At 72.0% G+C, this 26,570-nt stretch carries 27 protein-coding genes; 14 read left to right on the top strand and 13 right to left on the bottom strand.

Annotated features, from left to right (window positions below; genetic code table 11):
* Positions 1-6 precede the first annotated feature (6 nt).
* Genes AB0K36_RS08890 through AB0K36_RS08880 form a run of 3 tightly spaced genes read right to left on the bottom strand, consistent with a single transcriptional unit; the run spans position 7 to position 2,491 of the window.
* Positions 7-948 (bottom strand): hypothetical protein, encoded by a 942-nt coding sequence (locus tag AB0K36_RS08890; RefSeq protein WP_364590346.1) that lies wholly within the window; start codon positions 946-948, stop codon positions 7-9.
* The gene (locus AB0K36_RS08885; protein ID WP_364590344.1) at positions 945-1,862 is read right to left on the bottom strand and encodes a hypothetical protein; all 918 of its coding nucleotides are present in this window, start codon (positions 1,860-1,862) and stop codon (positions 945-947) included. The genes AB0K36_RS08890 and AB0K36_RS08885 overlap by 4 nt, the downstream gene beginning before the upstream one ends.
* Complete coding sequence (locus AB0K36_RS08880; protein ID WP_364590341.1) at positions 1,859-2,491, bottom strand: hypothetical protein; 633 nt, start codon at positions 2,489-2,491, stop codon at positions 1,859-1,861. Before AB0K36_RS08880 ends, AB0K36_RS08885 begins: the two co-directional genes overlap by 4 nt.
* A 432-nt stretch (positions 2,492-2,923) precedes the next feature.
* Between AB0K36_RS08880 and AB0K36_RS08875 the strand changes: the two genes are divergently transcribed.
* Positions 2,924-3,286 (top strand): DsrE family protein, encoded by a 363-nt coding sequence (locus tag AB0K36_RS08875; RefSeq protein ID WP_189468536.1) that lies wholly within the window; start codon positions 2,924-2,926, stop codon positions 3,284-3,286.
* A gap of 27 nt (positions 3,287-3,313) precedes the next feature.
* Here the strand turns inward: AB0K36_RS08875 and AB0K36_RS08870 are convergent, their stop codons facing one another.
* The 8 genes from AB0K36_RS08870 to AB0K36_RS08835 form a co-directional block, all read right to left on the bottom strand.
* The gene (locus AB0K36_RS08870; protein WP_364590338.1) at positions 3,314-3,577 is read right to left on the bottom strand and encodes a DUF3099 domain-containing protein; all 264 of its coding nucleotides are present in this window, start codon (positions 3,575-3,577) and stop codon (positions 3,314-3,316) included.
* 86 nt (positions 3,578-3,663) lie between these two features.
* Positions 3,664-3,951, bottom strand: a complete 288-nt coding sequence (locus AB0K36_RS08865; RefSeq protein ID WP_159690353.1) for a DUF1416 domain-containing protein — start codon at positions 3,949-3,951, stop codon at positions 3,664-3,666.
* 28 nt (positions 3,952-3,979) lie between these two features.
* Positions 3,980-4,819: a sulfurtransferase gene (locus AB0K36_RS08860; protein WP_364590335.1), complete on the bottom strand. Its 840-nt coding sequence runs from the start codon at positions 4,817-4,819 to the stop codon at positions 3,980-3,982.
* A gap of 148 nt (positions 4,820-4,967) precedes the next feature.
* Complete coding sequence (locus AB0K36_RS08855) at positions 4,968-5,051, bottom strand: putative leader peptide (protein ID WP_355648638.1); 84 nt, start codon at positions 5,049-5,051, stop codon at positions 4,968-4,970.
* 190 nt (positions 5,052-5,241) lie between these two features.
* The gene (locus tag AB0K36_RS08850; RefSeq protein ID WP_364590332.1) at positions 5,242-5,934 is read right to left on the bottom strand and encodes an LmeA family phospholipid-binding protein; all 693 of its coding nucleotides are present in this window, start codon (positions 5,932-5,934) and stop codon (positions 5,242-5,244) included.
* Between the two features lie 129 nt (positions 5,935-6,063).
* Positions 6,064-7,350, bottom strand: a complete 1,287-nt coding sequence (locus AB0K36_RS08845) for a hypothetical protein (RefSeq protein ID WP_364590329.1) — start codon at positions 7,348-7,350, stop codon at positions 6,064-6,066.
* 10 nt (positions 7,351-7,360) lie between these two features.
* Positions 7,361-7,615, bottom strand: a complete 255-nt coding sequence (locus tag AB0K36_RS08840; RefSeq protein WP_364590327.1) for a MoaD/ThiS family protein — start codon at positions 7,613-7,615, stop codon at positions 7,361-7,363.
* Between the two features lie 44 nt (positions 7,616-7,659).
* Positions 7,660-8,487, bottom strand: a complete 828-nt coding sequence (locus tag AB0K36_RS08835) for an alpha/beta hydrolase (protein WP_364590324.1) — start codon at positions 8,485-8,487, stop codon at positions 7,660-7,662.
* 239 nt (positions 8,488-8,726) lie between these two features.
* Here AB0K36_RS08835 and AB0K36_RS08830 point away from each other — a divergent pair, with 239 nt between their 5' ends.
* From AB0K36_RS08830 to abc-f, 6 genes are all read left to right on the top strand, one after another.
* Complete coding sequence (locus AB0K36_RS08830; RefSeq protein ID WP_005315520.1) at positions 8,727-9,506, top strand: winged helix-turn-helix transcriptional regulator; 780 nt, start codon at positions 8,727-8,729, stop codon at positions 9,504-9,506.
* Between the two features lie 23 nt (positions 9,507-9,529).
* Entirely contained in the window at positions 9,530-10,558 is a 1,029-nt protein-coding gene (locus tag AB0K36_RS08825; protein ID WP_189468519.1) for a LacI family DNA-binding transcriptional regulator, read from the top strand.
* A gap of 199 nt (positions 10,559-10,757) precedes the next feature.
* Entirely contained in the window at positions 10,758-11,840 is a 1,083-nt protein-coding gene (locus AB0K36_RS08820) for a S1C family serine protease (RefSeq protein WP_364590321.1), read from the top strand.
* A 20-nt stretch (positions 11,841-11,860) separates the two neighbouring features.
* Positions 11,861-12,574: a response regulator transcription factor gene (locus AB0K36_RS08815; protein ID WP_189468515.1), complete on the top strand. Its 714-nt coding sequence runs from the start codon at positions 11,861-11,863 to the stop codon at positions 12,572-12,574.
* A complete protein-coding gene (locus AB0K36_RS08810) occupies positions 12,571-13,971 on the top strand; it encodes a HAMP domain-containing sensor histidine kinase (protein WP_364590318.1) in 1,401 nt (466 codons plus the stop codon). The genes AB0K36_RS08815 and AB0K36_RS08810 overlap by 4 nt, the downstream gene beginning before the upstream one ends.
* 108 nt (positions 13,972-14,079) lie before the next feature.
* Positions 14,080-15,678, top strand: a complete 1,599-nt coding sequence (gene abc-f, locus AB0K36_RS08805; protein ID WP_364590315.1) for a ribosomal protection-like ABC-F family protein — start codon at positions 14,080-14,082, stop codon at positions 15,676-15,678.
* Positions 15,679-15,783: 105 nt separating this feature from the next.
* On the opposite strand, the gene AB0K36_RS08800 is transcribed toward abc-f, so the two are convergent.
* Both AB0K36_RS08800 and AB0K36_RS08795 read right to left on the bottom strand, forming a co-directional pair.
* Complete coding sequence (locus AB0K36_RS08800; RefSeq protein ID WP_364590312.1) at positions 15,784-16,656, bottom strand: phosphatidylinositol-specific phospholipase C; 873 nt, start codon at positions 16,654-16,656, stop codon at positions 15,784-15,786.
* A gap of 109 nt (positions 16,657-16,765) precedes the next feature.
* Positions 16,766-18,586, bottom strand: a complete 1,821-nt coding sequence (locus AB0K36_RS08795; protein ID WP_364590310.1) for a bifunctional metallophosphatase/5'-nucleotidase — start codon at positions 18,584-18,586, stop codon at positions 16,766-16,768.
* A gap of 397 nt (positions 18,587-18,983) precedes the next feature.
* Between AB0K36_RS08795 and mshD the strand changes: the two genes are divergently transcribed.
* From mshD to AB0K36_RS08760, 7 genes are all read left to right on the top strand, one after another.
* On the top strand, positions 18,984-19,907 hold the full coding sequence (mshD, locus tag AB0K36_RS08790; RefSeq protein ID WP_364590307.1) for a mycothiol synthase: 924 nt from the start codon (positions 18,984-18,986) through the stop codon (positions 19,905-19,907).
* A gap of 107 nt (positions 19,908-20,014) precedes the next feature.
* A complete protein-coding gene (locus tag AB0K36_RS08785; RefSeq protein WP_189468502.1) occupies positions 20,015-20,413 on the top strand; it encodes a GntR family transcriptional regulator in 399 nt (132 codons plus the stop codon).
* Positions 20,410-21,294 (top strand): ABC transporter ATP-binding protein, encoded by an 885-nt coding sequence (locus AB0K36_RS08780; RefSeq protein ID WP_364590304.1) that lies wholly within the window; start codon positions 20,410-20,412, stop codon positions 21,292-21,294. Before AB0K36_RS08785 ends, AB0K36_RS08780 begins: the two co-directional genes overlap by 4 nt.
* Positions 21,291-22,256, top strand: coding sequence for an ABC-2 membrane transporter-related protein (locus AB0K36_RS08775; protein WP_364590301.1), 966 nt, complete (start codon positions 21,291-21,293; stop codon positions 22,254-22,256). The genes AB0K36_RS08780 and AB0K36_RS08775 overlap by 4 nt, the downstream gene beginning before the upstream one ends.
* A gap of 213 nt (positions 22,257-22,469) precedes the next feature.
* Positions 22,470-24,701, top strand: coding sequence for an RNA degradosome polyphosphate kinase (locus tag AB0K36_RS08770; RefSeq protein ID WP_364590298.1), 2,232 nt, complete (start codon positions 22,470-22,472; stop codon positions 24,699-24,701).
* The gene (locus AB0K36_RS08765; protein WP_364590295.1) at positions 24,688-26,016 is read left to right on the top strand and encodes a CHAD domain-containing protein; all 1,329 of its coding nucleotides are present in this window, start codon (positions 24,688-24,690) and stop codon (positions 26,014-26,016) included. Before AB0K36_RS08770 ends, AB0K36_RS08765 begins: the two co-directional genes overlap by 14 nt.
* Positions 26,013-26,432 carry an NUDIX hydrolase gene (locus tag AB0K36_RS08760; protein WP_364590292.1) on the top strand — a complete coding sequence of 140 codons (420 nt, stop codon included), beginning with the start codon at positions 26,013-26,015 and terminating at the stop codon, positions 26,430-26,432. The genes AB0K36_RS08765 and AB0K36_RS08760 overlap by 4 nt, the downstream gene beginning before the upstream one ends.
* The last annotated feature ends 138 nt before the right edge of the window (positions 26,433-26,570 follow it).

The raw sequence follows: 26,570 nt of genomic DNA, 5'->3' as shown, positions 1-26,570 counted from the left end.
TCCGCGTCAGCCGAGCAGCTGGTTCTGCAGGACGACGGTCTGGTGGAAGGGCACGAGCGGGGCCGTGCCCTTACGGGAGACCACCACGAGCGCGAGGGTGTCACCGGCGGTGACGTACGCGTGCCGGACGTGCACCGGGCCGCGGGGCGCCGGCTCGTCGTAGACGTAGCGCTCGGTGGACGTCACCTTGGCGTCGGTCTCCCAGTCCAGGTCGAACGACGACACCTCCTCCACGCCCTCGGGCCGCAGCCCGGTGTCCGGCGCGCCGCCGATCTGCGCGTCGAAGTAGTGGCCGGCGAGGGCGGAGGTGTGGAAACGGAGCAGGAAGATCCGTGTCGAGGTGCCGTCCGGCATCGACCAGCCACGGGCGACCACATGACGCAGACCGCCCTCGGTGAGGTGCTCCCGCAGGCTCTCGCGGCCGTCCTCCGCGTACTCGTCCAGGTACCGGTCGACGGTCACCCGGCTCCGCTCACCCCGCAGGGACCGGTCGGGGGTGCTGCCCGCGGGCGCCGGAAGCAGCAGCTGCTCCAGGTCCGCGTAGTGGATCTCGCCCGGGTTCTCCTGCACGAACGGGAGCGGTGCACCGGCCGGCAGTACCGGCTTGGTCAGCTCCGGGTAGTCCCAGCGTCCGTCGGAGAGGGTGGACAGTCCCGGGACGTCGGTGCGCTCCTGGTCGACGACGGCAAGCGCCGTGCCGGTGCCGGCCGCGGCGAAGACCGCCACGGCGGCCGTCCAGCGCAGCACGGCCCGCAGCACCCGGCGGTCACGCTGTCGCGGGACGGCGGCGGGCTGCGGCTCCGGGGCTCGGGCGGCGGTCCCGTCTGATGCGGGGGCCTCCTGCGGGGCGGACCCTGTCGCCGGCGTATCCGGGAGCGCCGCGGCAGGCGGTGCCGACTCAGGGCCGGGCGCCGGGGCGGGGGCCGCTGGGGCGTTCTGATCGGTCACACGGACTCCCCGGGTGAAGCAATGTGGTCGAGCTGCTCGCCGACGAGCTGGGCAAGCGACTTGGTGGTCAGCGGCTTGGGCCCGTACGCGTACATGGTCACCAGCACCTCACCCACGTGGCCGGTGCACATCATGGCGTCCAGCTTCAGGTCCTTGACCTTCGGCAGCAGGAAGCACGCCGCGTCCGGATGCCCCTTGATCTTCGGCCCCTTGCGGAAGACGCCGAGGGCCTCGGTCATCTCCTTCTGGAACGCGGTGATACCGCTGACCGCCTTGGTGTTCTCCAGCTGTGCGAGGCGCGTCTCGAGGACGTACCGGTTGCCCGAGTCGCGGTAGCTGCGCATGGCCAGGCCCTTGATGCGCAGCTTCTCGACGGCCTTGTCGTACGCCTTGCGCTTCGCGCTCGGCAGGCCCCGGGAACCCTCCTTGAAGAGTGCGACCGCACGCCGCTGGTCCACGACGGAGTCGTTGCCGAACTCGTCGATGTCCGGACCCGGGCGGTCGAAGGGCGGCAGGGGGAGCAGCTGTGCCGCCAGCCCGGTCGGCTCCAGAGGCGGAAAGTCCAGCTCCGGATGCTCGGCCGGCTCGGCCCAGGTGACCGTCGGCGCGGTCCGGTCCGCGTCCCGCAGGGCGGTACGGCCCCAGCCGGCGGCGCCGGCTACGAGGCCGAGGCCCACCACGGCGGCGACGAGCTTCACGGGGAAGCGGCGCCGGGCGACGGGCGCGGGCGCCTCGGGCTGCGGGACGGTCGCAGGCGGCTCGGGCTGCTCTGGCTGCTCTGGCTGCTCGGGCTGCTCGGGCTGCTCGGGCTGCTCGGGCTGCTCGGGCACGGAACCCTGGGCGGGCCGCTCGGGCTTCGCATCGGGGGCCGGCGCCTCGGGCGTCGCCTCTGGGCGTTCGTCGTGCTGGGTCACAGTCGCTCCAACTGGCGCTTCGCGAGCGACTTCAGGGCCTTCTCGCTGATCGGGCCCGAGTTGTTCACGTATTCGATGATCATGACGAGGTCGCCGCGCCAGGCGACGGCCCGGCCCTGGTAGAGGGGCTCGTACCCGGCCTCGCGGTGAGGTTCGTCGTAGACATAGGTGCGGCCGTTGGCGCTGCCGGGGATGGGCTCGCCGTCGTTGCCGGCCCACTCGTCCTCGCTCATGTACGCCTGCTGACCCTCGCCGAACCGCTCCGCGTTGAGTTCGGTGTTCTCTCGGAACTGCACCAGGCGGATGTCGACGTAGACCTTCTCGTCCTCGGACCATCCGACGCTCACGGCCCGGCGGAAGTCGTTCTCCGCGAGGTCCTCGAACATGTAGTCCTCGTCCTCGAACCACGTCGCGAAGGAGAAGAGGTCGTCCCAGTCGGCCTTCTTCTCCGTCTTCGCGCCCTTGGGTTCGGGGACCAGCAGTTGCCGCAGGTCGCCGTCGGTCTTCACCCAGCGGTTGACGGACACGGACCGGGCGGTGGTGTGCTCCCCCGCCGTGACCGGCTTCGGGGTCCTGATCTCCGGCTGGGAGAGCGGCGGGAGCGGCGTCGGCTCCCGGTGGTACTGCACGGTGTAGCCCGTGACCGCGCCCGCGACGACCCCGAGGACCGCGGCGGCGGCGACGAGGAGCGTCGTGCGCCCTCTGCGGCGGGGCCGGACGGCCGATGCTGTCGGCGCCGGCTCCGGGACGGCTGTCGGCGCCGGGTCCGGGACGGCTGCTGAATCTCCCGGGTCTACCGGGTCTGCCGGGTTCGGGCCTGCTGCCGGGTCTGCCGGGTTCGGGCCTGCTGCCGGGTCTGCCGGGTCTGCCGGCTCCGGGACGGCTGCCCGCGGCACGGCCGGCTCCGGTCGTGTGTCGGGCGCCGCCTCCTGCGGCACCTGATGGTCCTGCGTTTCCAAGAGTCCCCCCACGAGACCTGAGCCGCGGATTCCGTATCCGCGTATCCAGCAGACACGGGCCGCAGGGCCAGGGTTGTAGGGCGGCGCATTACAGTTCGGCATATGGCGAACAAGCTCGTGATCAAGGTGACCGCAGGTGCCGACGCACCCGAGCGCTGCTCCCAGGCCTTCACGGTCGCGGCCGTGGCCGCGGCCAGCGGGGTGGAGGTCTCGCTCTGGCTGACCGGGGAGTCCTCCTGGTTCGCGCTGCCGGGGCGGGCGGCCGAGTTCGAGCTGCCGCACGCGGCGCCGCTGCCCGAGCTGATCGAGTCGATCCAGGCGAACGGGAAGATCACGCTGTGCACGCAGTGCGCGGCGCGCCGGGACATCACGGAGAAGGACACGCTCGAGGGCGTGCGGATCGCGGGCGCGCAGGTGTTCGTCAGCGAGATCATGCCGGAGGGTGTGCAGGCCCTGGTCTACTGACCGCGCCCCGCTCCGCGCCGGCCCCGCCTACTGGTGCGGCCGGCGCCTGCCGTCGAGCTCGTCCCACCACTCGTCGGACTTCGGGTCGCCCGAAGGGTCGTCCCACCAACGGTCCTCCGGGCCGCGTCGGTTGGCGATCACGGCGGCGACCGGCGGGATGACCATGGCGACGACGCACATGCCCACGGCCGCGGGAACGGACCACAGCCGCACCACGGCCCAGGCGGCGACGAAGAGGAAGAGGCAGCCGCCCATCAGCAGGAAGTAGACGTGCCGACGCCTGGCGTACATGCCTCAAGCGTACGACCGAAGGGCCGCACCTCGTTCCCGGTAGCGTCCAACCCCCAGGAGGTGCGGCCCTTCGGCCTGTCCTTGACTCAGACGGCGATGGCGACCTCGGAGAGGCCCCCCGTCCGGGCGACGACCGTACGGTCCGCCGTACCGCCGGGCACGAGCGCGCGCACGGTCCACGTGCCCTCGGCCGCGTAGAAGCGGAACTGTCCGGTCGCGGAGGTCGGGACCTCCGCCGTGAACTCGCCGGTCGAGTCCAGGAGACGGACGTAGCCCGTCACCGGCTCGCCGTCGCGGGTCACCTGACCCTGGATGGTGGTCTCACCGGGCTTGATCGTCGAGGCGTCGGGGCCGCCGGCCTGCGCTCCACACATGCTGTTCTCCAGAAAAGGTCGGGGCGGATTACTTGTTGGCGCCGAGCTCGATCGGCACGCCGACGAGGGAGCCGTACTCGGTCCACGAGCCGTCGTAGTTCTTGACGTTCTCCTGGCCGAGGAGCTCGTGCAGCACGAACCACGTCAGCGCGGAGCGCTCGCCGATGCGGCAGTACGCGATGGTGTCCTTCGACAGGTCGACCTGCTCGTCCTCGTAGAGGGCCTTGAGCTCCTCGTCGGACTTGAAGGTGCCGTCGTCGTTGGCGTTCTTCGACCACGGGATGTTGCGGGCGCTGGGCACATGGCCCGGACGCTGCGACTGCTCCTGCGGGAGGTGCGCCGGGGCGAGCAGCTTGCCGCTGAACTCGTCGGGCGAGCGCACGTCGACCAGGTTCTGGCTGCCGATCGCGGCCACGACGTCGTCGCGGAAGGCGCGGATGGACTTGTCCTGGGGCTTGGCCTTGTACTCGGTCGCCTCACGGACCGGGACCTCCGCGACCAGGTCGCGGGAGTCGAGCTCCCACTTCTTGCGGCCGCCGTCGAGCAGACGGACGTCGCCGTGGCCGTAGAGCTTGAAGTACCAGAAGGCGTAGGAGGCGAACCAGTTGTTGTTGCCGCCGTAGAGGACGACGGTGGAGTCGTTCGCGATGCCCTTCGCCGACAGGAGCTTCTCGAAGCCCTCCTGGTCGATGAAGTCACGGCGGACCGGGTCCTGGAGGTCCTTGGTCCAGTCGATCCGGATCGCGTTCCTGATGTGGTTCTTGTCGTAGGCCGAGGTGTCCTCGTCGACCTCGACGATGACGACCTTCGGGTCGTCGAGGTGGGCCTCGACCCAGTCGGCGTCTACCAGGACGTCGCTGCGGCTCATGGTTGTTCTCCTCCGGGGCAGTGTGCGGCGGTGGTGCGCGAGGGGTTGTGCGCGAGAGGTGTGCGGGTACGCGGAAGAGCGTCGATCAGCACGGGGCGGCCCTGACATGGAGGTCGAAGGGCCTGGGGATACGGGGCAGTGCTCCCGCTCAGACAGTGCGACAGAGCATGGCGGCGACGCGGCACAGGTCTACTGCCCGCCGCTTCGTGAGATCCGCCTGTCGCTGCTTCATGGGACCGATCGTAGGGACGAGTCGGCGGCCATGTCACCGGCGTGTCGTATGTTGAGACGCGATCGTCCACTATTCGGGACGTGGATCAGCTCCGGGCCACAGGGGGACGTCCGGGAGGCGGCCTCCGCCCCCTGCGCTTCTGACCGGCGGACAGACCTGTCTCACCATTCGGCGCGCCCGGGGGCGCGGCTCAGCCCGCGAGCCGGACGTCCTTGCCGGTGACCGTGATCACGACGCCGTCCGGCCCGGCCTCGACCTTCTCGAGCTTCAGCCCCGCCGGCAGCCCGCCCAGCTTCCGGTCGAAGTCCGTCTTCTTACGGATCTCGCCCTCGAGCCCGGGGATGCCCTCACCCGGGACCTTGTCGGCGCGGACCCTGATCGTGTTCCCGTCGACGATGCTCACCGTGGACACGACGCTGCGCGTGATCTTCCCGAACAGCGGCAGCGTCACCGAGCCGGTGACCTTGACCTTCCCGTTCTGGCCGTACGCGACGGTGACACCGTCGTCGGCGGCATCCGTGAGGTCCGCGTAACTGATGCGGGCGGTGCCCTCGGCACGGGCCGCCGTGGCGCTGGAATACCCCTCGGCGACCCGGACGTCGAACAGGTCGGCGGTCATCTCCTCGATCCGCACCGGCCGGCCCGCGGCGCTGGTCCGGATGCCGTCGAGCTTGATCTCGACCTCGTCGAACCTGCTGTCCATCGCCTGCGTCAGGAAGGGAAAGCCCTTGATGGAGACGGCGGTCGAGTCGGCCGTCCCCTCCTGGACCTTGATCCGCTCCGCCGCCTCCGACTCCGCCACGTTGAGCGCGATCCGGTCCGCGGCGACGAACAGACCGCCGAGGACGACGGCGATGACGATCAGTATTCGCAGTGCACGCATGTGTTCGGTGTCCCCCACCCTGTCTGGCCACGGACGCCCGTTGAGCCCGAGCCGGTCGGGACGACGCCTGCGCAGTGATCGACGTCCGGCGGCCGCCGATGGTTCCGAACCTGCCCTCCGTGCGGGCGGCTATGCGAGCGCGCGCCCGATCAGGTACACGGCGGGGGCGGCCACGCTCAGCGGAAGCGCCACACCGGCGGTCATGTGGACGAAGCGGGAGGGGTAGTCGTAGCTCGCCACCCGCAGCCCGATCAGCGCACACCCGCCCGCTGCCAGACCGAGCAGCGCGCCCCCGGAGCCCGTGCCGGTGAGCCCGCCGGCCGCGATGCCGGCGCCCGCCGCCGACGCCAGGGACAGCGCGACGGAGACGGCCCCGCCCAGCGGCAGCGCACGGACCGTCGTGGCGACGGCGACGGCGATCGCGCCGACCACCACCGCGTCGTCGGCGGCGGCGAGATGCCCGGCGGCCAGGACGGCGAACGCCGCGGAGGCGACCGTCGCCATGAGGCCGTACATCCGTTCGTCGGCCCCCGCGTGGCTGCGCAGTTGGAGGACGAGCGTCAGCAGCACCCACACCCCGAGCGTTCCGATGACCGCGGCGGGCGCGTTCCCGTCGCCGGACGCGAGGAGCGCGGCGTCGGCCGCGAGGCCGCCGAGGAACGCGAGCGCGATGCCCTGCCTGGCCGGCCACATGCCGTTCAGGCGGAACCAGCCGGCCGCGGTGACCGCCTGGAGCAGTACCAGCGGTACGAGCAGCGCGTACGGGCCTACGGCAGCGCCGCCGGCGAGCAGCAGCGCGAGCACGGCGGTCAGCCCGGCGGGCTGCATGCCCGGCGCGATGACCGGCGAACGCCCCTCGGCGCGGGCGCGCTGGGCGTCCGTGATCCGGGCGTTGCCGCCGACGGTCGGCGAGCTGTATCCGGCCGGGCCCTCGGGCGCCGGCTCCGCCACGGGGGCGGGCGCGCTCGGGCGGGCCGCCGAAGCGTGGGCGGGAGCGTGCGGGACGGGTGCCTCGGGCGGCAGCGGCAGACCCGCGGCGGCGGGCACCGGCGGCAGGTACGCCGTTTCGCCCGCACCCGGAACGGACGCGGGCGCCTGCTGCCGCGGCTCGGGCCCGCCCCAGGAACCGCCGGCCCCGGCGGACGGGTATGCGCCGGGCCGCACGACCGGCTGGTACTGCGTGTCCCAGGTCTCGCCCTGCCAGGTCTGCGTCTCGCCCGGGTCCCGGTACGGCTGCTGCCGGTAAGGGCCTTCGTGGCCCGCCGGCTGCTGCTGCCGGTGGGCGTCCTCGTGCCCCGTCGGCTGCTGCTGCCCCTGGTAAGGGTCCTCGTGGGCCGCCGGCCGCTGCTGCCCGTACGCGTCCCCGTAGGACGGGTACGGCTGCTGTCCGTACGGATACTGCTGGTCGCTGCTCATGCTGTGCGGTTCACCCTCCTGCGAACGGCGGGAGCACCTCGACCGTGCCGCCCTCGGCAAGCCGTACGGTCTCATGACTGCGGGTCCCGACGGGGTCACCGTCGACGAGGAACGAGCAGCGCAGCAGTACGCGCGTCAGCTCCCCGGGGTGCTTGTCCCGCACCGCGTCCAGGGCCTCCGCGAGCGTCTCCGCCGCGTAGGGCTCCTCCGCGATGCCGGCCGCCGCCTTGGCCGCGGCCCAGTAGCGGATGGTTCCCGCTGCCATAGCGGCACTCCTTTCGTCTCGTGCGCGCCGCTCACCATGATGGGCTATCGGCCGGTGAGCCATTCCCCCAGGCGGCGCAGCAGCGCCTCGTCCGCCGCGTTCTCGGCGTGCCCCATGCCCGGCTCGAGCCACAGCTCCGCCGTCCCCCGCGCCGCCGCGGCCAGCATCCGCGGGTGGTCGAGCGGGAAGTACGGGTCGCTGTCGCCGTGCACGATGAGCAGCGGCGTCGGTGCGATCAGCGGCACGGATTCGGCCGGGGAGAGCGGCACCGGGTCCCAGTCCCGGTGATGGATGCGGGTGCGGAACCCGTACCGCCCGACGATCCGGCCGGCCGGGCGCGTGACCACCCAGTGCAGCCGCCGCATCGGCGCCGTACCGCGGTAGTACCAGCGGGCGGGGGCGCTCACCGAGACGACCGCGTCCGTACGTGCCTCCGTGCGCCCCTCGTGCATCCGGGCGCCGTACAGCGCCGCGTGCCGCAGCACCACCGAGCCGCCCATCGAGAAGCCGACGGTCACCACCCGGGTGTGCCCGAGCGACCGGGCCCACTCCACGGCGGCGGCCAGATCCAGCACCTCGCGGTCACCGACGGTGGAACGCCCGCCGGAGCGGCCGTGGCCGCGGAAGGAGAAGGTCACGACCCCCGCGTACCGCGAGAAGGTCCGCGCCGCGCGGCGCACCGCGGGCCGGTCGACCGAGCCGGTGAATCCGTGCGCGACGACGACGGCGGTGCCGGTCGGTCCGCTCGCGCAGGGCTCGTAGCGGGCTTCGATCCGGACACCGTCGGATGTCAGGAGAGTGGCGCCCCGAGGGCGCTGAGAGATCCTTGACACGTCCACAGTGTGAAATCGGCCCTCTCGCCCAGAACTCATGTGGGCTATTCTGCTGCGAGAGGATCCGGGCAATGCAGCCCCCGGATCCTTTTGTGTTTTCCGGCCATTGTTACAGGCTGGTGAACAAAGCCTCACAAAGGCTCTCGGGCGCGAGAGAGCCGCGTACGAAGCAGTGCACGTCCTCGCAGGGACCGAGGAGGAACCGACGTCATGGACGAGCGAACCGACGAGCGACCCCAGCACGCCGAAAGCACGACGATCAGGGCAGGTGGGACGCGATGAGCTCCCTGCTGCTCCTGACCAATGCCCTCCAGCCGTCGACGGAGGTGCTTCCCGCCCTCGGACTGCTTCTGCACAACGTACGGGTGGCACCGGCGGAGGGGCCGGCCCTCGTCGACACCCCCGGTGCCGACGTGATCCTCGTCGACGGCCGCCGCGACCTGCCGCAGGTGCGGTCGCTGTGCCAGCTGCTGCGGTCCACCGGGCCCGGCTGTCCGCTCGTCCTCGTCGTGACGGAGGGCGGCCTCGCGGCCGTCACCGCCGACTGGGGCATCGACGACGTGCTGCTGGACACGGCCGGACCGGCCGAGGTCGAGGCACGCCTGCGGCTCGCCACCGGCCGGCAGCAGATCACCTCCGACGACTCGCCGATGGAGATCCGCAACGGCGACCTGTCGGTGGACGAGGCGACGTACAGCGCCAAACTGAAGGGCCGGGTCCTCGACCTGACCTTCAAGGAATTCGAACTGCTCAAATACCTCGCGCAGCACCCCGGCCGGGTCTTCACCCGGGCGCAGCTGCTCCAGGAGGTCTGGGGCTACGACTACTTCGGCGGTACGCGCACGGTCGACGTCCATGTGCGGCGGCTGCGCGCCAAGCTCGGCCCGGAGCACGAGTCGCTCATCGGGACCGTCCGGAACGTGGGCTACCGGTTCGTCGCCCCGGAGAAGGTCGAGCGGGCGGCCGAGGAGGCCAAGGCGAAGGCCGCCAAGGCGGTAGCCCGTACGGATGACGGCGCCGAGGTGGAGGAACCGGCCGTACGCCCTGCCCAGAGGTAGGTCACCACGCGTAGACTTCGCGCGTGGCCAAGGTGACGCGGGACGATGTGGCACGACTGGCGGGGACTTCGACCGCGGTCGTCAGCTACGTCATCAACAACGGACCCCGGCCGGTCGCCCCGGCCACGCGCGAGCGGGTACTCGCAGCGATCAAAGAGCTGGGGTACCGGCCCGACCGGGTCGCGCAGGCGATGGCGTCCCGGCGCACCGACCTCATAGGCATGATCGTGCCCGACGCCCGGCAGCCCTTCTTCGCCGAGATGGCACACGCGGTCGAACAGGCCGCGGCCGAACGCGGAAAAATGGTGCTCGTCGGCAATTCCGACTACCGCGACGAGCGTGAGGTCCACTATCTGCGGGCCTTCCTCGGCATGCGGGTCTCCGGCCTGATCCTGGTCAGCCAGGGCATGAGCGAACGCGCGGCGGCCGAGATCGAGGCGTGGGACGCACGGGTCGTCCTGCTCCACGAGCGGCCCGAGGCGATCGACGACGTCGCCGTCGTCACGGACGACATCGGCGGCGCGCAGCTCGCGACCCGGCACCTGCTCGAGCACGGGCACGAGTACGTCGCCTGTCTGGGCGGCGTCGAGTCGACCCCGTCGGTCGGCGACCCGGTCGCCGACCACGTCGAGGGCTGGCGCCGGGCCATGCAGGAGTCCGGCCGCACGACGGAGGGGCGGCTCTTCCAGGCCCCGTACAACCGCTACGACGCCTACCAGGTCGCCCTGAAGCTGCTCGCCGGGCCCGACCGCCCGCCGGCGATCTTCTGCTCGACCGACGACCAGGCCTTCGGTGTCCTGCGGGCGGCGCGTGAACTGCGGATCGACGTGCCGGCCGAACTCGCGGTGGCCGGCTTCGACGACGTCAAGGAGGCGGCCCTCACGGACCCGCCCCTCACGACGATCTCCTCCGACCGCCCGGCGATGGCCCGGGCGGCGATCGACCTGGTCCTCGACGACGGCCTGAGGCTGGCGGGTTCGCGGCGCGAACGGGTCAAGCAGTTCCCGTCGGGCCTGGTGATCCGCCGCTCCTGCGGGTGCGGCGAGCCGTAGCGGCGAACGGGCCGGACCGGGGACGCTTCCCCGGTCCGGGCGCCGGATCACCGGACGCCGTCGAGGCCCCACAGCTCGCCGCCGACCGCCTCTGGGCCCGCCGTTCCGCCGGCGGCCTTATATCGGGCATACACGGTTCTGTCGGGCTTCTCAGCACTGTCTCAGACGGCTCTCATCCGGGCCGACGACAGTCGGTGCCATGAGCGACCACTACCGCCGAAGCGGCGACGATGCCCACCACCAGCAGCCGTACGGTGCTCCCCTTCCGCAGGGGGCGGGCGGCGGGTACCCGCCGGTCCCGCCCTACCACCCCGGCGACGCCACGGCCGGACACGCGCCCGGACCGCACCCGACCGTTCCCGTTCCCGCTCCCGCTCAGGCGGACGGGTACGTGCCCGTCCCGGCGCCCCGGGCCCGGGCGAAGCGTCCCGTCGCGCTGCTCGCCGCCGTCGCCCTCGTCGCCGCGGCCTTCGGCGGCGGGGCCTCCGTCCTCGTCGGGGAGCTCACCAAGGACTCCGGAAGCGGCGGCTCCGGCGCGGTGACCGGCACGAACGTCTCGCAGAGCAGCAAGGGAACGGTCGCCGGCGTGGCGCAGGCGGTCTCCCCGAGCATCGTGGAGATCAGCGCGGACTCGAACACCGGGCAGTCGACCGGCTCCGGCGTGATCATCACCGGGGACGGCGAGATCGTCACCAACAACCACGTCATCTCGGGCGCTTCGACGATCAAGGTGCAGCTCAGCAACGGCAAGACGTACGAGGCGGACGTCCTCGGCACCGACCCCGGCAAGGACCTCGCCCTCATCAAGCTCCAGGGCGCGTCAGGTCTGAAGGCCGCCTCGCTCGGCGACTCGAGCGAGCTCAAGGTCGGCGACGAGGTCGTCGCGATCGGCTCGCCCGAGGGCCTGACCGGCACGGTGACGAGCGGCATCGTCTCCGCGCTCGACAGGGACGTGACCGTGGCCAAGGACGAGGAACAGCCGCGGCAGCAGGACCCCCGGCAGGGCTGGCCCTTCGAGTTCGGCGGGCAGCAGTTCAACGGCGACACCGGCGACTCGACGACCACCTACAAGGCGATCCAGACCGACGCCTCCCTCAACCCCGGCAACTCCGGCGGCGCCCTGATCAACATGAACGGCGAGATCATCGGCATCAACTCGGCGATGTACTCGCCCAGTTCCGCCACCGGGTCCACCGCGGGCAGCGTCGGTCTCGGCTTCGCCATCCCGATCGACACCGTCAAGGCCGACCTGGACGCCCTCCGCTCCGGCGACGGCAACTGATCGCGTGCGAGGCTTGGTCCATGACTGAAGGTGAGCGCATCCTGATCGTCGACGACGAGCCCGCCGTGCGTGAGGCGCTCCAGCGCTCGCTCGCGTTCGAGGGGTACGGCACCGAGGTCGCCGCCGACGGCATCGACGCCCTCGCCCGCGCGGAGGCGTACGCACCCGATCTGATCGTCCTCGACATCCAGATGCCGCGGATGGACGGTCTGACCGCGGCCCGCCGGCTGCGGGCCGCCGGATCGACCGTGCCCATCCTGATGCTCACGGCCCGCGACACCGTGGGCGACCGGGTCACCGGCCTCGACGCCGGCGCGGACGACTACCTGGTCAAGCCGTTCGAGCTCGACGAGCTGTTCGCCCGTATCCGCGCGCTGCTGCGGCGCAGTTCGTACGCCACGGCCGGCCCCGGGGGCCCGGAGGAGGACGTGCTGTCCTTCGCCGACCTGCGGATGGACCTCGCGACCCGGGAGGTCACCCGCGGCACCCGCCGGGTCGAGCTGACCCGTACGGAGTTCACGCTGCTGGAGCTGTTCCTGGCGCATCCGCGCCAGGTGCTCACCCGTGAGCAGATCCTCAAGTCCGTGTGGGGCTTCGACTTCGAGCCGAGCTCCAACTCCCTGGACGTGTACGTCATGTACCTGCGGCGCAAGACGGAGGCGGCCGGCGAGCCGCGCCTGGTCCACACGGTGCGCGGCGTGGGGTACGCGCTGCGCACCGGCGGCCCGGAATGACGAACAGGTTCCGCGCGCTTCCCCTTCGTTCCCGCCTGGCGCTGCTGGTGGCGACGGCGGTGGCGGTGGCCGTCGCCGCGGCGGCCAGCGTGTGCTGGCTGGTGGTGCGCAGCGCGCTGGTCGACTCGCTCGACAACGCGCTCAGCGCCAACCGGATGGCGCCGCGCCAGGTGCTCGCCTTCGTCGACCCCGCAGGGCAGTGCCGCAAGGCCGAGCCCGCCGGTCCCGACACCGACCTCTTCAAGTCGACGATCCAGCTGCTGGACCGCCAGGGGAACAGCTGTGTGGTCCTCGGCGACGAATCGGTCGAGGTCACGGACGCCGACCTCGACGTCGCCGGCGGCCGGTCCGACTCCTCCTTCCACAACGCCACGGCGTCCGACGGCTCCGAGTACCGCGTCTTCACCTATCCCATCGAGGGCTACGCGGGCGCGGTGATCGTCGCCCGTCCCCTCAGCGAGACCGACGACACCCTCGGCAATCTGACGCTGGTGCTGGCCCTGGTCGCCGGCGCCGGTGTGCTGGGGGCCGGCGCGGCCGGCGCCTGGGTCGCCAGGACCGGACTGCGGCCGGTGGACGAGCTCACGGGCGCGGTCGAGCACGTGGCCCGCACCGAGGACCTGAGCGTGCGCATCCCGGTCGAGGGGGACGACGAGATCGCCCGGCTGTCCCGTTCGTTCAACGCGATGACCGCGGCGCTGGCCTCCTCGCGCGACCTCCAGCAGCAGCTGATCGCGGACGCCGGTCATGAACTGCGCACCCCGCTCACGTCGCTGCGTACCAACATCGAGCTGCTCGCCAGGAGCGAGGAGACCGGCCGCGCCATCCCGCCCGACGACCGCAGGGCGCTGCTCGCCTCGGTCAAGGCACAGATGACCGAACTGGCCGCGCTCATCGGCGACCTCCAGGAGCTGTCCCGGCCGGACGTGGGCGCGAGCGGCAAGGTGCAGGTGGTGGCCCTGCACGAGATCACGCAGGCGGCTCTCGACCGCGCGCGGCTGCGCGGACCGGAGCTGACGTTCACGGCCCGGCTGGAGCCCTGGTACGTACGGGCGGACCAGGCCGCGCTGGAGCGGGCCCTGGTCAACGTCCTGGACAACGCCGTGAAGTTCTCGCCGCCGGGCGCCGAGGTCGAGGTGGGCCTGCGCGGCGGTGAACTGACGGTCCGCGACCACGGTCCCGGTATCCCGCCGGAGGAACTGCCGCACGTCTTCGCACGGTTCTGGCGCTCCCCCTCGGCGCGGGCGCTGCCCGGCTCGGGGCTGGGGCTGTCGATCGTGGCGCGCACGGTCCGGCAGGCGGGCGGCGGCATCACCCTCGAACCGGCCGCCGGCGGCGGCACCCGCGCGGTGATCCGCCTGCCGGGGGCGGCGGGTCCGCCTCCGGCAACCCCCTGAGACATCTCGCGAGACGGAACGTCTTGCCAGGGAGGGCCGCCGGCGCTAAAGTCTCTCGAGACGAACCGTCCCGTCTCATTTCCTTGCCGTCCATCGAAGGAAGCGCCCTTGTTCCCAGCCACCGCCACGGCCGCCCAGTTCGTCGTCACCGACGTCACCAAGCGCTACAACGACCATGTCGTCCTCGACCGTGTCTCCTTCACCCTGCGCCCCGGCGAAAAGGCCGGCGTCGTGGGCGAGAACGGCTCCGGGAAGTCGACACTGCTGCGGCTGCTCGCCGGAGCGGAGCAGCCCGACAACGGCACGGTGGCCGTCACCGCCCCCGGCGGCATCGGCCACCTCGCCCAGACTCTCGAACTGCCGGGTACCTCCCGCGTCGCCGACGCGATCGACCTGGCCCTCGCCGACCTCCGGTCCCTCCAGCGCCGGATCCGCGTCGCGGAATCCGTGCTGGCGACCACCGGTGAGGCCGGCCACGAGCGGTACGCACGACTGGTCGCCGAGTTCGAGGCACGCGGCGGGCACGACGCCGACCGCCGGGTCCAGGTCGCCCTGCACCGGCTCGGCGAACGGGCGGCACCGGCGCCGGACCGGCCGCTCGGCACACTCTCCGGCGGTCAGCTCTCGCGGCTCGCGCTCGCCGCGACGCTCGCCTCCTCCCCCGAACTGCTGCTGCTCGACGAGCCCACCAACCACCTCGACGACACGGCCGTCGCCTGGCTCGAGGAACGGCTGCGCGCCCACCGCGGCACGGTCGTCGTGGTCACCCACGACCGCGCGTTCCTCGACCGGGTGACCGCCACCGTGCTCGAGGTGGACGACGACAAGAAGACCGTGCACCGCTACGGCGACGGTTACGCGGGTTACCTCACCGCCAAGGCCGCCGCCCGCGCCCGCTGGGCACGGGAGTACGAGGAGTGGCGCGACGAGGTGGCCCGGCGGTCGCGACTGGCCGACACCAACATCGGGGCCCTGTCCGCCATCCCGCGCAAGATGCCGCGCGGCTTCAGCGGCGCCGGCGCGTTCCGTGCCCGCTCGCGGACGCACGGCGCGGCGAGCCGCGTCCAGGACGCCCGGGAGCGGCTGCAGCGCCTGACGCAGAACCCGGTCCCGCCGCCTCCGAAGCCGCTGCGGTTCACGGCCCGGTTCGAGGGAGGGGCGGCCCGCGGGGTCGACCTGGCGGATGTGCGTGTGCCGGGACGGCTCTCCCTGGACTCACTGCACATCGAACCGGGTGGGCGGCTACTGGTCACCGGCCCGAACGGCGCCGGGAAGTCGACGCTCCTGAAGGTCCTGGCCGGCGAACTGGTCCCGGCGGCCGGCACGGTCGAGCGGCCCGATCGGGTGGGCCTGCTGCGCCAGACCACCGGGCCCGTGCCGGACGGCCGCACAACCCTGGAGGCGTACGGCGAGGAGCGGGCCGAAGCCCTGCTCGCGACGGGGCTGTTCCGGTCCGCCGACCTGTCCAAGCCGGTCCGCACGCTCTCGGTGGGTCAGCGGCGCAGGCTCGGACTGGCCCGGCTGCTCACCGGCCCCGTGGATCTGCTGCTGCTCGACGAGCCCACCAACCACCTCTCCCCCGTACTGGTCGAGGAGATCGAGGCTGCGCTGGCGCAATACGCGGGGACGCTGGTGCTGGTCACCCACGACCGGCGGGCACGGGCGGCCTTCGACGGGCCGGAGCTGGCACTCACGCCCTGCCGATGACCAGGGTGCACCACCGTCACCGTCAGGTCTTCGAGGTCGACGCCGAGGTGAGGAGGGGAACCGGCCAGGGCCCGCGACAGCTGCGCGGACCTCTGACCTGGCACCTCAGCCGTTGTGCCGGATGAGCGAATCAACCAGCCCCGCCCGGGTGTTGGGGAAGTCGAGCGGAACGATGCCGAGGCCCCGCCAGCCGCTCGCCTCCGCGCCGTCGATGAAGCGGTGGACGCGCGGGTTGAGGTTGTCGGAGTTCCAGCGGGGCGGCAGATACGCGGACGTGCTCACGTAGTTGACGAACAGCTTGCCCGGCTGCTGCGCCGCCTTGCGGAAGTGCGCCTCGATCTTCGTGTACTTGGGGTCCGGCAGCGCGTTCCAGTCGTCCTGGATGTCGAACCACGTGCCGTCCCCGTAACGCACCCCGGGCAGACCGCCGTTGTCGCCGAGAAGCACGACGCGGCCGCGCGCCTCGCCCAGCACGGGGATGCCGTCGCCGATCCGGAAGAGCGGGCGCCAGCCGCGGCGGTCGAGATAGTCGTCGAAGATCGCACGGAAGGTGGCGTCGCTGTCCTCGGAGTACTCCTGCTTGACCCGCATCAGCACCGTCTCCGACGGGTGTGCGGCGAGGAAGTCGCGGCAGGCGACGAGGACATCACCGAACATCATGTTCTGGTACGACGGGCCGTGGTGGATGGCGAACGAGCCGCCGGTGACCCGGCACCGCACGTCGAGGAAGCGGATACCGCTGCCCAGCTGCTCGGCGATGGTGGTGTTCTGGCATTCGCTCCACAGCCCGCCGAAGCGCGCGCCGGAGTCGTGGGTGCCCGGGATCGTGAGCCTCTGCAGCGGGGTCGAGTCGGCCGGGCCGGCCATCCAGTCCTGTGCGGACAGGGTGCGGCGGGGCGTTGCGGTGGCGTGGGGGGCGCCGATGAGGGCGGCTGCGGACAGTGCGGCAGCGCCTGCGAGGAATCTCCGTCGGTCCATGGCGAGGGAGTATGACGCGTCCACGTCAGAGTCACCAGACTCCCGTACCGCCCGGTAACGACGAAGGGGCGGCAGGCCCGTGGCCTGCCGCCCCCATCGCCGGGCAGTGCTACTGCACGACCGTGATCCGGTCGGCCTTCGGCGGCGCGATCGGCGCGGTGGCCGAGGAGTTCGCCGCCAGGTAGGCGTTGAAGACGTCCAGGTCGGAGGCGCCCACCAGCTTGTTGGTGTGCTCCTTCAGGACGGAGAAGCCGTCACCGCCGCCCGCGAGGAACTCGTTCATCGCGACGCGGTAGGTCTTCGACGGGACGATCGCCTCGCCGTTCAGCTTCACCGAGTCCACGACGATCCGGTCGGCGCCGGTCTTCGTCAGGTCCAGGGTGTACGTGAAGCCCTGCGAGACCTGGAGGATCTTCGGGGAGGCCTCGTTCGGGCCGCTGACCTGCTGCTGGAGCGTGGTGATCAGCTGGGCGCCCGTCAGGTCGACGACGTTCATCATGTTGGTGAACGGCTGGACCGTGAAGGCCTCGCCGTACGTCACCACACCGTCGCCCTCGCTGCCCGACGCCTTGTACACCAGGTCCGAGCGGATACCGCCCGGGTTCATCAGGGCCAGCTGGGCGCCGCCCTTGTCCGCCGGGGCGAGGCCCGCGAGCTGCGCGTCCGCGATGAGGTCGCCGAGCGGCTTCTCCGGGGTGGTGGCGCCGCGGCCGTTGATGTCAGCGGAGATGAATCCCTGCGGACGGCTCGCGATCGGCGCGGCCAGCTTGTTCCAGCGCGTGATCAGGTCGGTCATGTCCTGGGCCTTGGCCTGGTCACGGCTGACCACGTGGTTCGCCGACCGCACGGACGTCCGCACGATGTCGTCGGTGCGGCGGTCGTAGGTGAGCGTCGTGTCCGTGTAGAGCTTGCCGTACGAGGACGCCGACGTGACCATGCGCGGCTTGCCGGACGGGTCCGGGATCGTGCACACGTACGCCTGGTGGGTGTGGCCGGTGACCAGCGCGTCGACCCGGGGCGTGATGTTCTTGGCGATGTCCGCGATCGGGCCGGAGATGCCGTCGCCCGCCCCCGGCGAGTCGCAGTCGTAGTTGTACGACGCCGACGCCGGCGAGCCACCCTCGTGGATGAGGGCGACGATCGACTTCACGCCCTTGCGGTCGAGCTCGCGGGCGTACTTGTTGATCGTCTCGACCTCGTCGTGGAACGCCAGGCCCTTGATGCCGTTGGCGCTGACGATGTCCGGCGTGCCTTCCAGCGTCACGCCGATGAAGCCGATCTTGACGCCGTTCTTCTCCCAGACCGTGTACGGCTTGAGGATCGGCCTGCCCGTGGACTCCTTGGTGACGTTGGCCGCCAGGTAGGGGAAGTCCGCGCCCTCGAACTCCTTGCCCTCCTCGTAGCAGCCGTCCGTCGGGTGGCAGCCGCCGTTCTGGAGGCGGGCCAGCTCGAGCGCGCCCTCGTCGAACTCGTGGTTGCCCACGCCCGTCACGTCGAGGTCGAGCTTGTTGAGCGCCTCGACCGTCGGCTCGTCGTGGAAGAGACCCGACAGCAGCGGGCTCGCGCCCACCAGGTCACCGGCAGCGGCGGTGACGGAGTACGGGTTGCCCTGACGCGCGGTGCGCAGCGACGTCGCCAGGTACTCGACGCCGCCGGCCGGGATGGACTTGACCGTGCCGTCGTGCTGGATCTCGGAGACGTTGCCGGCGGAGCCGGCCGGGGGCTCCAGGTTGCCGTGCAGGTCGTTGAAGGAGAGCAGCTGCACATCGACGGTGCGGCCGTGGTCCGGCCGGTGGGCGGTGCGCTCGCCGGAGGCGGCGCCGGCCGGCATGGCGGCGATGAGCGCGCCGACGGTCGCGAGACCGGCGGCGGCCGCGAGCACGCGGCGGTTCCGCTTGGCCGCGCGATGGTTGGGAGGTGTCGCTGACATCTGTCCCCTTGTCAGTCCAGCGTGGTGTGAGGGCCGGGGGCTGTCCGGTGGATCAGGGCCGGATGGGCCACGGCGTCCGGTGCGGTACATCGCAAGGCGCCGGAGTGCCTTAATAGCTCCGCTATCAAGGCATTTCGGCAACGCAGCGAGGTGCCGTGCCATTCGTCGCGGGCCCGGCCATGATCCACCGGACAGCTCCCACGGGCGGCAGCCTAGAGTCAACGCGCGTAGCGCGACAGGGGGATGTGGGTTACGACCTGGTTGCCGTCTTTCGTCAACGGGTGATTACGGCACTATCACCCGCATGACGGACATATCTCCGCACACGTGGCGGCCACTTCGGCCCCTCGGCCCCTCGAGCCACTGACCGGGGCCCCCTCCGCCGTACCCTCGAAGCATGACGATCGACGCAGTGATTCCGGAGCCCGGCCGGCAGATCCAGTCCCTCGACGAGCTCACTCCCGAGCAGGCGGAGGCCGTGCTGGGCGTACTCGCAGAGGCTGCGCGGAACGACGGGATGCAGGCCGTCTCGGAGCAGGGCCGGCTGCAGCTGCGCGGCGGGCGACGGGAAGGCGTACGCCACTTCCTGCTCACCGTCGGCGACCAGCTCGTCGGCTACGCCCAGCTGGAGGACACCGACCCCGTCGAGGCCCCGGCGGCCGAACTCGTCGTCCACCCCGGCCACCGGGGCCGCGGGCACGGCCGGGCGCTGGGCACGACACTCCTGGACGCCTCCGGCCGGCGGCTGCGGATGTGGGCGCACGGCGGGAAGTCGGCCGCCCGGCACCTGGCCCAGGTGCTCGGCCTCGCGCTCTTCCGCGAACTGCGCCAGCTCCGGCGTCCCTTGGATCTGCGGGACATCCCCGAGCCCGTCTACCCGCCCGGCGTCACCGTGCGGACCTTCCGGCCCGGCGAGGACGACGCCGCGTGGCTCGCCGTGAACGCCGCCGCCTTCGCCCACCACCCCGAGCAGGGCTCACTGACCCAGCGGGACCTCGACGACCGCAAGGCCGAGCCGTGGTTCGACCCGAAGGGCTTCTTCCTGGCCGAGCGGGACGGCGAGATCATCGGCTTCCACTGGACGAAGATCCACGCGGAGGAGCAGCTCGGCGAGGTGTACGTGGTCGGCATCCGCCCCGACGCCCAGGGCGGCGGCCTCGGGAAAGCCCTCACCGCCACCGGCCTGCGCCACCTCGCCGCGCAGGGCATGCCGACCGCGATGCTCTACGTCGACGCCGACAACCCCGCGGCGCTGCGTGTGTACGAGCAGCTCGGCTTCGCCACGCACGAGGTCGACCTGATGTACCGCACGGAGTCCTGACCGCGGCCGGCCGGCACCCGGGCGACAGAGGGGCGGTGTCCGTTGACACCGCCCCTCTCTTGCATCACTATTCCACTACTCAACTAGTGAAAGGGTGGTGCAGCGGCATGGTCGAGTTCCGGATCGACCGGCGCAGCGGGGTCGCCACGTACCTCCAGATCGTCCAGCAGACCAAACAGGCCCTGCGGCTCGGCCTGCTGGAGCCCGGCGACCGGCTGCCCACGGCCCGCGAGGTCGTCGAGGCCACCGCGATCAACCCGAACACCGTGCTCAAGGCGTACCGCGAGCTGGAGCGCGAAGGGCTCGTCGAGGCCCGCCGGGGGCTCGGCACGTTCATCACCCGCACCCTCGGCGGCCAGGCCGCCGACACCCCGCTGCGGGCCGAACTCGCCGACTGGGTGGACCGGGCGCGTGACGCCGGGCTCGAGCAGGACGACATCACCGCGCTGTTCACCTCCGTGCTGGAGGAGCGCACACAGGACGACCACAAGGGGGACGGCGCATGACGGCGACCGCGATCGAGGCGACGGGCCTCGGCCTGGCGTACGGGAAGCGGGGCCGCCGCGCCCTGCACGACTGCTCGTTCCGGATACCGGCCGGGCGTGTCTGCGCCCTCGCCGGCCCCAACGGCGCAGGCAAGTCCACGCTGCTCGCCCTAGCGGCGGGTCTGCTCCGGCCGACCGAGGGCGCGCTCCGCGTCCTCGGCGGCACACCCTCCGGCGCACGCGCACGCACCGCGTACGTCGCCCAGGACAAGCCGCTGTACCCGCAGTTGACGGTCGGTGAGACGCTGCGGGTGGGGCGCGAGCTCAACCCCGGCCGGTGGGACGCGACCGCCGCGGAACGGATCGTCGAGGAGGACGGCGGACTCGATCCCCGGGCCCGGATCCGCAGCCTCTCCGGCGGCCAGCGCACCCGCGTCGCCCTCGCCCTCGCGCTCGGCAAGCGCCCCGAATTGATGCTGCTGGACGAGCCGATGGCCGACCTCGACCCTCTGGCACGGCACCGGCTGATGGCCGCGCTCATGACGGAGGCGGCCGACCACGGCACCACCATCGTGATCTCCTCGCACATCCTGTCCGAGCTGGAGACCACCTGCGACTACGTGCTCCTCGTCGACGGCGGCCGGGTGCGCCTCGCCGGCGAGACGGAGGACCTGATCGCCGCCCACACCCTGGTCACCGGGCCGGTCGCCGACCTGCCCGGCCACATCGTCGTCGAATCACGCACGACGGGCCGTCAGCTGACCGCGCTGGTACGGGGGTCCCGCGCGGTCGGCGGCGGCTGGCAGACCGCGAGGCCGTCCCTGGAGGAACTGCTCATGGCGCATCTGCGCAGCCCCGACGCACCGCCCCTGGTCACCCCGAGCGCGGAGGTGGCGGCATGAGCACACCGACGGCACGAGGCACGGCCTGGGTGACCTTGCGGCAGCATCGCACCGCGCTGTGGACGGCACTGTTCCTCCTGATCGCCGCGTCGGTCGTCATGACCGGGGTGCGCTGGTGGGAGGCGGCGGCGTCCGACCGGGCGTTCTGTCTGGACGTGACGCGGTCGGAGCGCTGCGGTACCGGCCCTTGGGGCCACTCGTCAGCCATGGAAATGCTCAGGCTCACCGGCATGCACGGATCGGCCGCCCTGCTGCTGGTCCCGCTACTGGCGGCGGCCTTCGTGGCGGGGCCCCTGATCGCCCGCGAGTTCCAGAGCGGCACATGGCGACTGGCGCTGACGCAGTCCGTCACTCCCGTGCGCTGGTTCACCACGAAGCTCGCGGTCGCGGCAGTGGTCGTCTTCTGCGGAACAGCGGCGCTCGTCCTCGCCTACCGCGTCGCGTGGGACCCGGTCGCCGGCACGCACGACCTCGGCTGGCCCGACCGAGGGGTGTTCGAGGCCACCGGCCCCGTCCTCGTCGCGTACGGTCTCCTCGCCGTCGCCGTCGGCGGCCTCGTCGGCCCGCTGATCCGCCGCACGCTGCCGGCGATGTCCGCCGCCGGCCTCGTCACCGGCACGGTGATGCTGGTGCTCGGTTCGCTGCGCTGGCAGTGGATACCGGTGAAGACCCTCACAGGGCCGTTCCCGAGCGACCCTCTGCGGCTCGCCCCGGAGGCGTTCCTGGTGGAGTCGGGCTTCCTCACCGCCGACGGCGGGCGTCTGCCGCACGACGCCTGCTGGCAGCGGACGCACGACCTGGGCGACTGCCCGGCCGACCTGGACATCACCGGCAGGTTCGCGGACTACCATCCGTACGCGCATTACTGGCAGACACAGCTCGTCGAGACCGGCATCGTCCTCGTCCTCGCCGCCGTGGCGGCCTACGCGGCCTTCCGGATCTTCCGCCACCGCCACGCCTGACCCGCACGCGAGGCGTACGGCCCCCGGGGAGCGACCCTCGGGGGCCGTACTGCGCTTTCCCTCACGTCATGTCCTTGTTACCGGGCATTCAGACGCCCTTGCGACCCTCACCCAATGCAGCCCGCTGTGCCCGCCTCCCCCAACGGGAGAAAACGTCTCGCCCCGGCCCTCTCCGACGCGCCGTCGACGCCTCTCGCGCGGAACAATGGGCCCATGAGCCAGCAGCCCGCCGAGGTCCCGGTCCAGCACCCCCAGCCGTCCGTCGCGTCCATAGCCGCGCACCGGCCGCACACCGTCGCCGCCACGGTCTCCGATCTCGAGCCCGACATCGACGCCGACCTCGACTCCTACCAGGAGGACCCGGAGTCGACGCTCGGCACGGAGCTGCCCCAGGGGCGGTTCCTCGACCGTGAGCGCAGCTGGCTCGCGTTCAACGAGCGGGTCCTCGAGCTCGCGGAGGACCCGGCCACACCGCTGCTCGAGCGCGCCAACTTCCTCGCGATCTTCGCGTCCAACCTGGACGAGTTCTTCATGGTCCGCGTCGCCGGTCTGAAGCGCCGCATCGCGACGGGCGTCGCCACGCGTTCGGCCTCGGGCCTCCAGCCGCGTGAGGTCCTGGACCTGATCTGGACCCGCTCGCGTGAACTCATGGCCCGGCACGCCGCGTGCTACCAGCAGGACGTCGCCCCCGCCCTGGCCGACGAGGGCATCCACCTGATCCGCTGGCCCGACCTGACGGAGAAGGAGCAGGCCCGCCTCTTCACGCTCTTCCGGCAGCAGATCTTCCCGGTCCTGACCCCGCTGGCCGTGGACCCCGCGCACCCCTTCCCGTACATCTCCGGCCTCTCCCTCAACCTCGCCGTCGTGGTGCGCAACCCCGTCAGCGGGCACCGCCACTTCGCCCGGGTCAAGGTCCCGCCGCTGCTGTCCCGCTTCCTCGAGGCGTCGCCCCAGCGGTACGTGCCCCTGGAGGACGTCATCGCGGCCCACCTCGAGGAGCTGTTCCCGGGGATGGAGGTCCTCGCCCACCACATGTTCCGGGTCACCCGGAACGAGGACCTGGAGGTCGAGGAGGACGACGCGGAGAACCTCCTCCAGGCGCTGGAGAAGGAGCTCATGCGGCGCCGCTTCGGCCCGCCGGTGCGCCTCGAGGTCGAGGAGTCGATCGACCCGTACGTGCTCGACCTGCTGGTGCGCGAGCTCAAGGTGTCCGACGCCGAGGTGTACCCGCTGCCCGGACCGCTGGACCTCACCGGACTCTTCGGCATCTCGGCGCTGGACCGGCCGGAACTGAAGTTCCCCAAGTTCATCGCGGGCACCCACCGGGACCTGGCGGAGGTCGAATCGGCGTCCGCGCCCGACATCTTCATGGCGCTGCGCGAACGGGACGTGCTGCTGCACCATCCGTACGACTCCTTCTCGACGTCCGTCCAGGCCTTCCTGGAGCAGGCCGCGGGCGACCCGGACGTCCTCGCGATCAAGCAGACGCTGTACCGCACCTCCGGCGACTCCCCGATAGTGGACGCGCTGATCGACGCCGCGGAGTCCGGCAAGCAGGTCCTCGTCCTCGTCGAGATCAAGGCCCGCTTCGACGAGCAGGCCAACATCAAGTGGGCGCGCAAGCTCGAGGAGTCCGGCTGCCACGTCGTCTACGGGCTCGTCGGGCTGAAGACCCACTGCAAGCTGTCGCTCGTGGTCCGCCAGGAGGGCGAGACGCTGCGGCGCTACTCGCACGTCGGCACCGGCAACTACCACCCGAAGACCGCCCGGCTCTACGAGGACCTGGGGCTGCTGACGGCCGACCCGCAGGTCGGCGCGGACCTCTCCGACCTGTTCAACCGGCTGTCCGGCTACTCGCGCCGAGAGACGTACCGCAGGCTGCTGGTCGCGCCGAAGTCCCTGCGCGACGGCCTGATCTCCCGCATCAACAAGGAGATCGTCCACCACCGCGCGGGACGTCCCGCCTACGTCCGCATCAAGGTCAACTCGATGGTGGACGAGGCGATCATCGACGCCTGCTACCGGGCGGCGATGGCCGGCGTACCGGTCGACATCTGGGTGCGCGGCATCTGCGCGATACGCCCCGGCGTGACCGGCCTCTCGGAGAACATCCGGGTCCGTTCGATCCTCGGCCGCTTCCTGGAGCACTCCCGGGTCTTCGCCTTCGGCAACGGCGGCGAGCCCGAAGTGTGGTTCGGCAGCGCCGACATGATGCACAGGAACCTCGATCGCCGGATCGAGGCGCTGGTACGGGTCACCGACCCGGCCCACCGCGCGGCCCTCACCAGGCTCTTCGAGACCGGCATGTCCGACACCACGGCCTCCTGGCACCTCGGCCCGGACGGCGCGTGGACCCGGCATGCGACGGACTCCGAGGGCCAGCCGCTGCGGCACGTACAGGAGATGCTCATAGACGCCCGGAGGCGCCGGCGTGCACAGCCCTGAACTTTCCAGGCCGGACACCGTCCTCGCGGGCACGGCGGGCGAGGCGGTGGCCCACTACCTCCACGCCCAGGCCGCCGACTTCCTGCGCAGTCTGCGCCGGCACGGCGAGAACGGCGCGGAGACGGCGGCGGTCGCGGAGGCGGCCCGCTCGCTGCGGGCCGCGTCCCGCCGCATCAGCGGGACGCTCCACACCTTCCGCCCGCTGCTCGACCCGGCCTGGGCGGACGGCCTGCGGACGGAGCTGGCGTGGCTGTCCACGACCCTGGCCCAGGAGCACGCGTGCACATCGCGCCTGTCCCGCCTGCTGGACGCCCTGTCCCGCCTGTCGGGCACGGCCCCGCTGCCGCCGGCCCGCGGCGAGAGCCTGCCGCTGCACGGCTCCGCGCCGCACAACGGTTCCGGCGAGGCCCGTCCCCACGGACCGGGCGGCTCCGGCCCGGCTGCCGCGGACGCCGACGACGGGGACATCGGGACGTCGGGCGCCGCCGCCGACGGGCACCGCACGGGTGACACGGCACCGGCCGCGGACGCGCACGGCACGGACGGGCACCGCGCGGACGGGCACGGCACGGACCACGGCACGCCGGCGGCGGCGGACGGAGGTCCGGCCTCCCGCGGCGTCCGCGCCACGGTGACGACGGCGGCGGACCGCGCCGGACGTACGGCCGGCTCCCCCTCCGGCAACGGCGCGCTCGCCGTAGGGGCCGCCCGGGCCGCGGCGCTGTTGGAGCGGCAGCTCACCCTCGCGCGGACCCGCGCCCACTCCGCAGCACTCCAGGCGCTCGGCTCCTCACGTTTCCACGCGGTCGCCGACGCCGTCGCTTTACTGGCCTCCGAGCTCCCGCTCGGCCCCGCGGCCGCCGGTCCGGCCACCGAGACCCTGGCGCTGCCCGCGGAGGCCGCCGAGCGACGGCTGCTGGCGGCGGTCGCCGAACTGCCGCTGCGCAGGGCCGCCCACCCGTACAACGCGGAGGCGCTGTTCAGCGGCCTCGCCGCGGCCTCCGCCGGTGAGGCGCAGGACGCCCCCTGGCACGAGGTCCGCAGACTGCTGCGGCTGCACCGCTACGCGCAGGAGGTCCTGCGCCCCGGCACCGCTCCCGTCCTGTGCCACGCGGGCATCCTGCTCGACCGGCACCGCGACGCGGCGGAAGCGGCAGCCGCTGCGGCCACCGCGGCCCGCACGCCACGCATCGCCCCCGCCACCGCGTACGCCCTCGGCGTGCTCCACGCCGACCAGCGGCACGAGGTCGAGGCGGCCAGGTTCGCCTTCCAGCAGGAATGGCGGCACGCCACCACGGCGGTCACGGCGCCATGAACGGCGGGGCCACCGTGCTCGCCGCGGGGTGCGTGCTCTGGCGCCGCTCCCCGCGCCGGGACGGCGGCATCGAGATCTGCCTGGTGCACCGGCCGAAGTACGACGACTGGTCGCACCCGAAGGGCAAGCTCAAGCCCGGCGAGGACACCCTCACCGCCGCCCTGCGCGAGGTGCTGGAGGAGACCGGCCACCGCTGCGTCCCCGGCGCCCGACTCCCCGCCGTCCGATACCTCACGGGCGGCCGGCCCAAGCAGGTCTTCTACTGGGCCGCCGAGGCGACCAGCGGTTCCTTCGCCGCCGGCGACGAGGTCGACGCCATCGTGTGGCTGCCGCCCGCCGCGGCGCGGACCCGGCTCACCCAGCCCCGCGACCGCGAACTGGTCGACGCGCTCCTCCAAAAACTTCACACAGCGTGACCGCCCGTGGGCGGCCCGTATGGCATCGGAACCGCGAACGAGTGGACATTCGAACGGGCACCGGGTCGCCGGGCACGGTTCACCTTGCGTTCACTCTCGCCAGTCGGCCGCTTCATCTCATCTGCCTAATTTCGGCCT

The organism is Streptomyces kurssanovii, from assembly GCF_040677245.1.
Taxonomy (GTDB): domain Bacteria; phylum Actinomycetota; class Actinomycetes; order Streptomycetales; family Streptomycetaceae; genus Streptomyces; species Streptomyces kurssanovii.
This window is presented reverse-complemented; position numbering and strand designations above follow the sequence as displayed.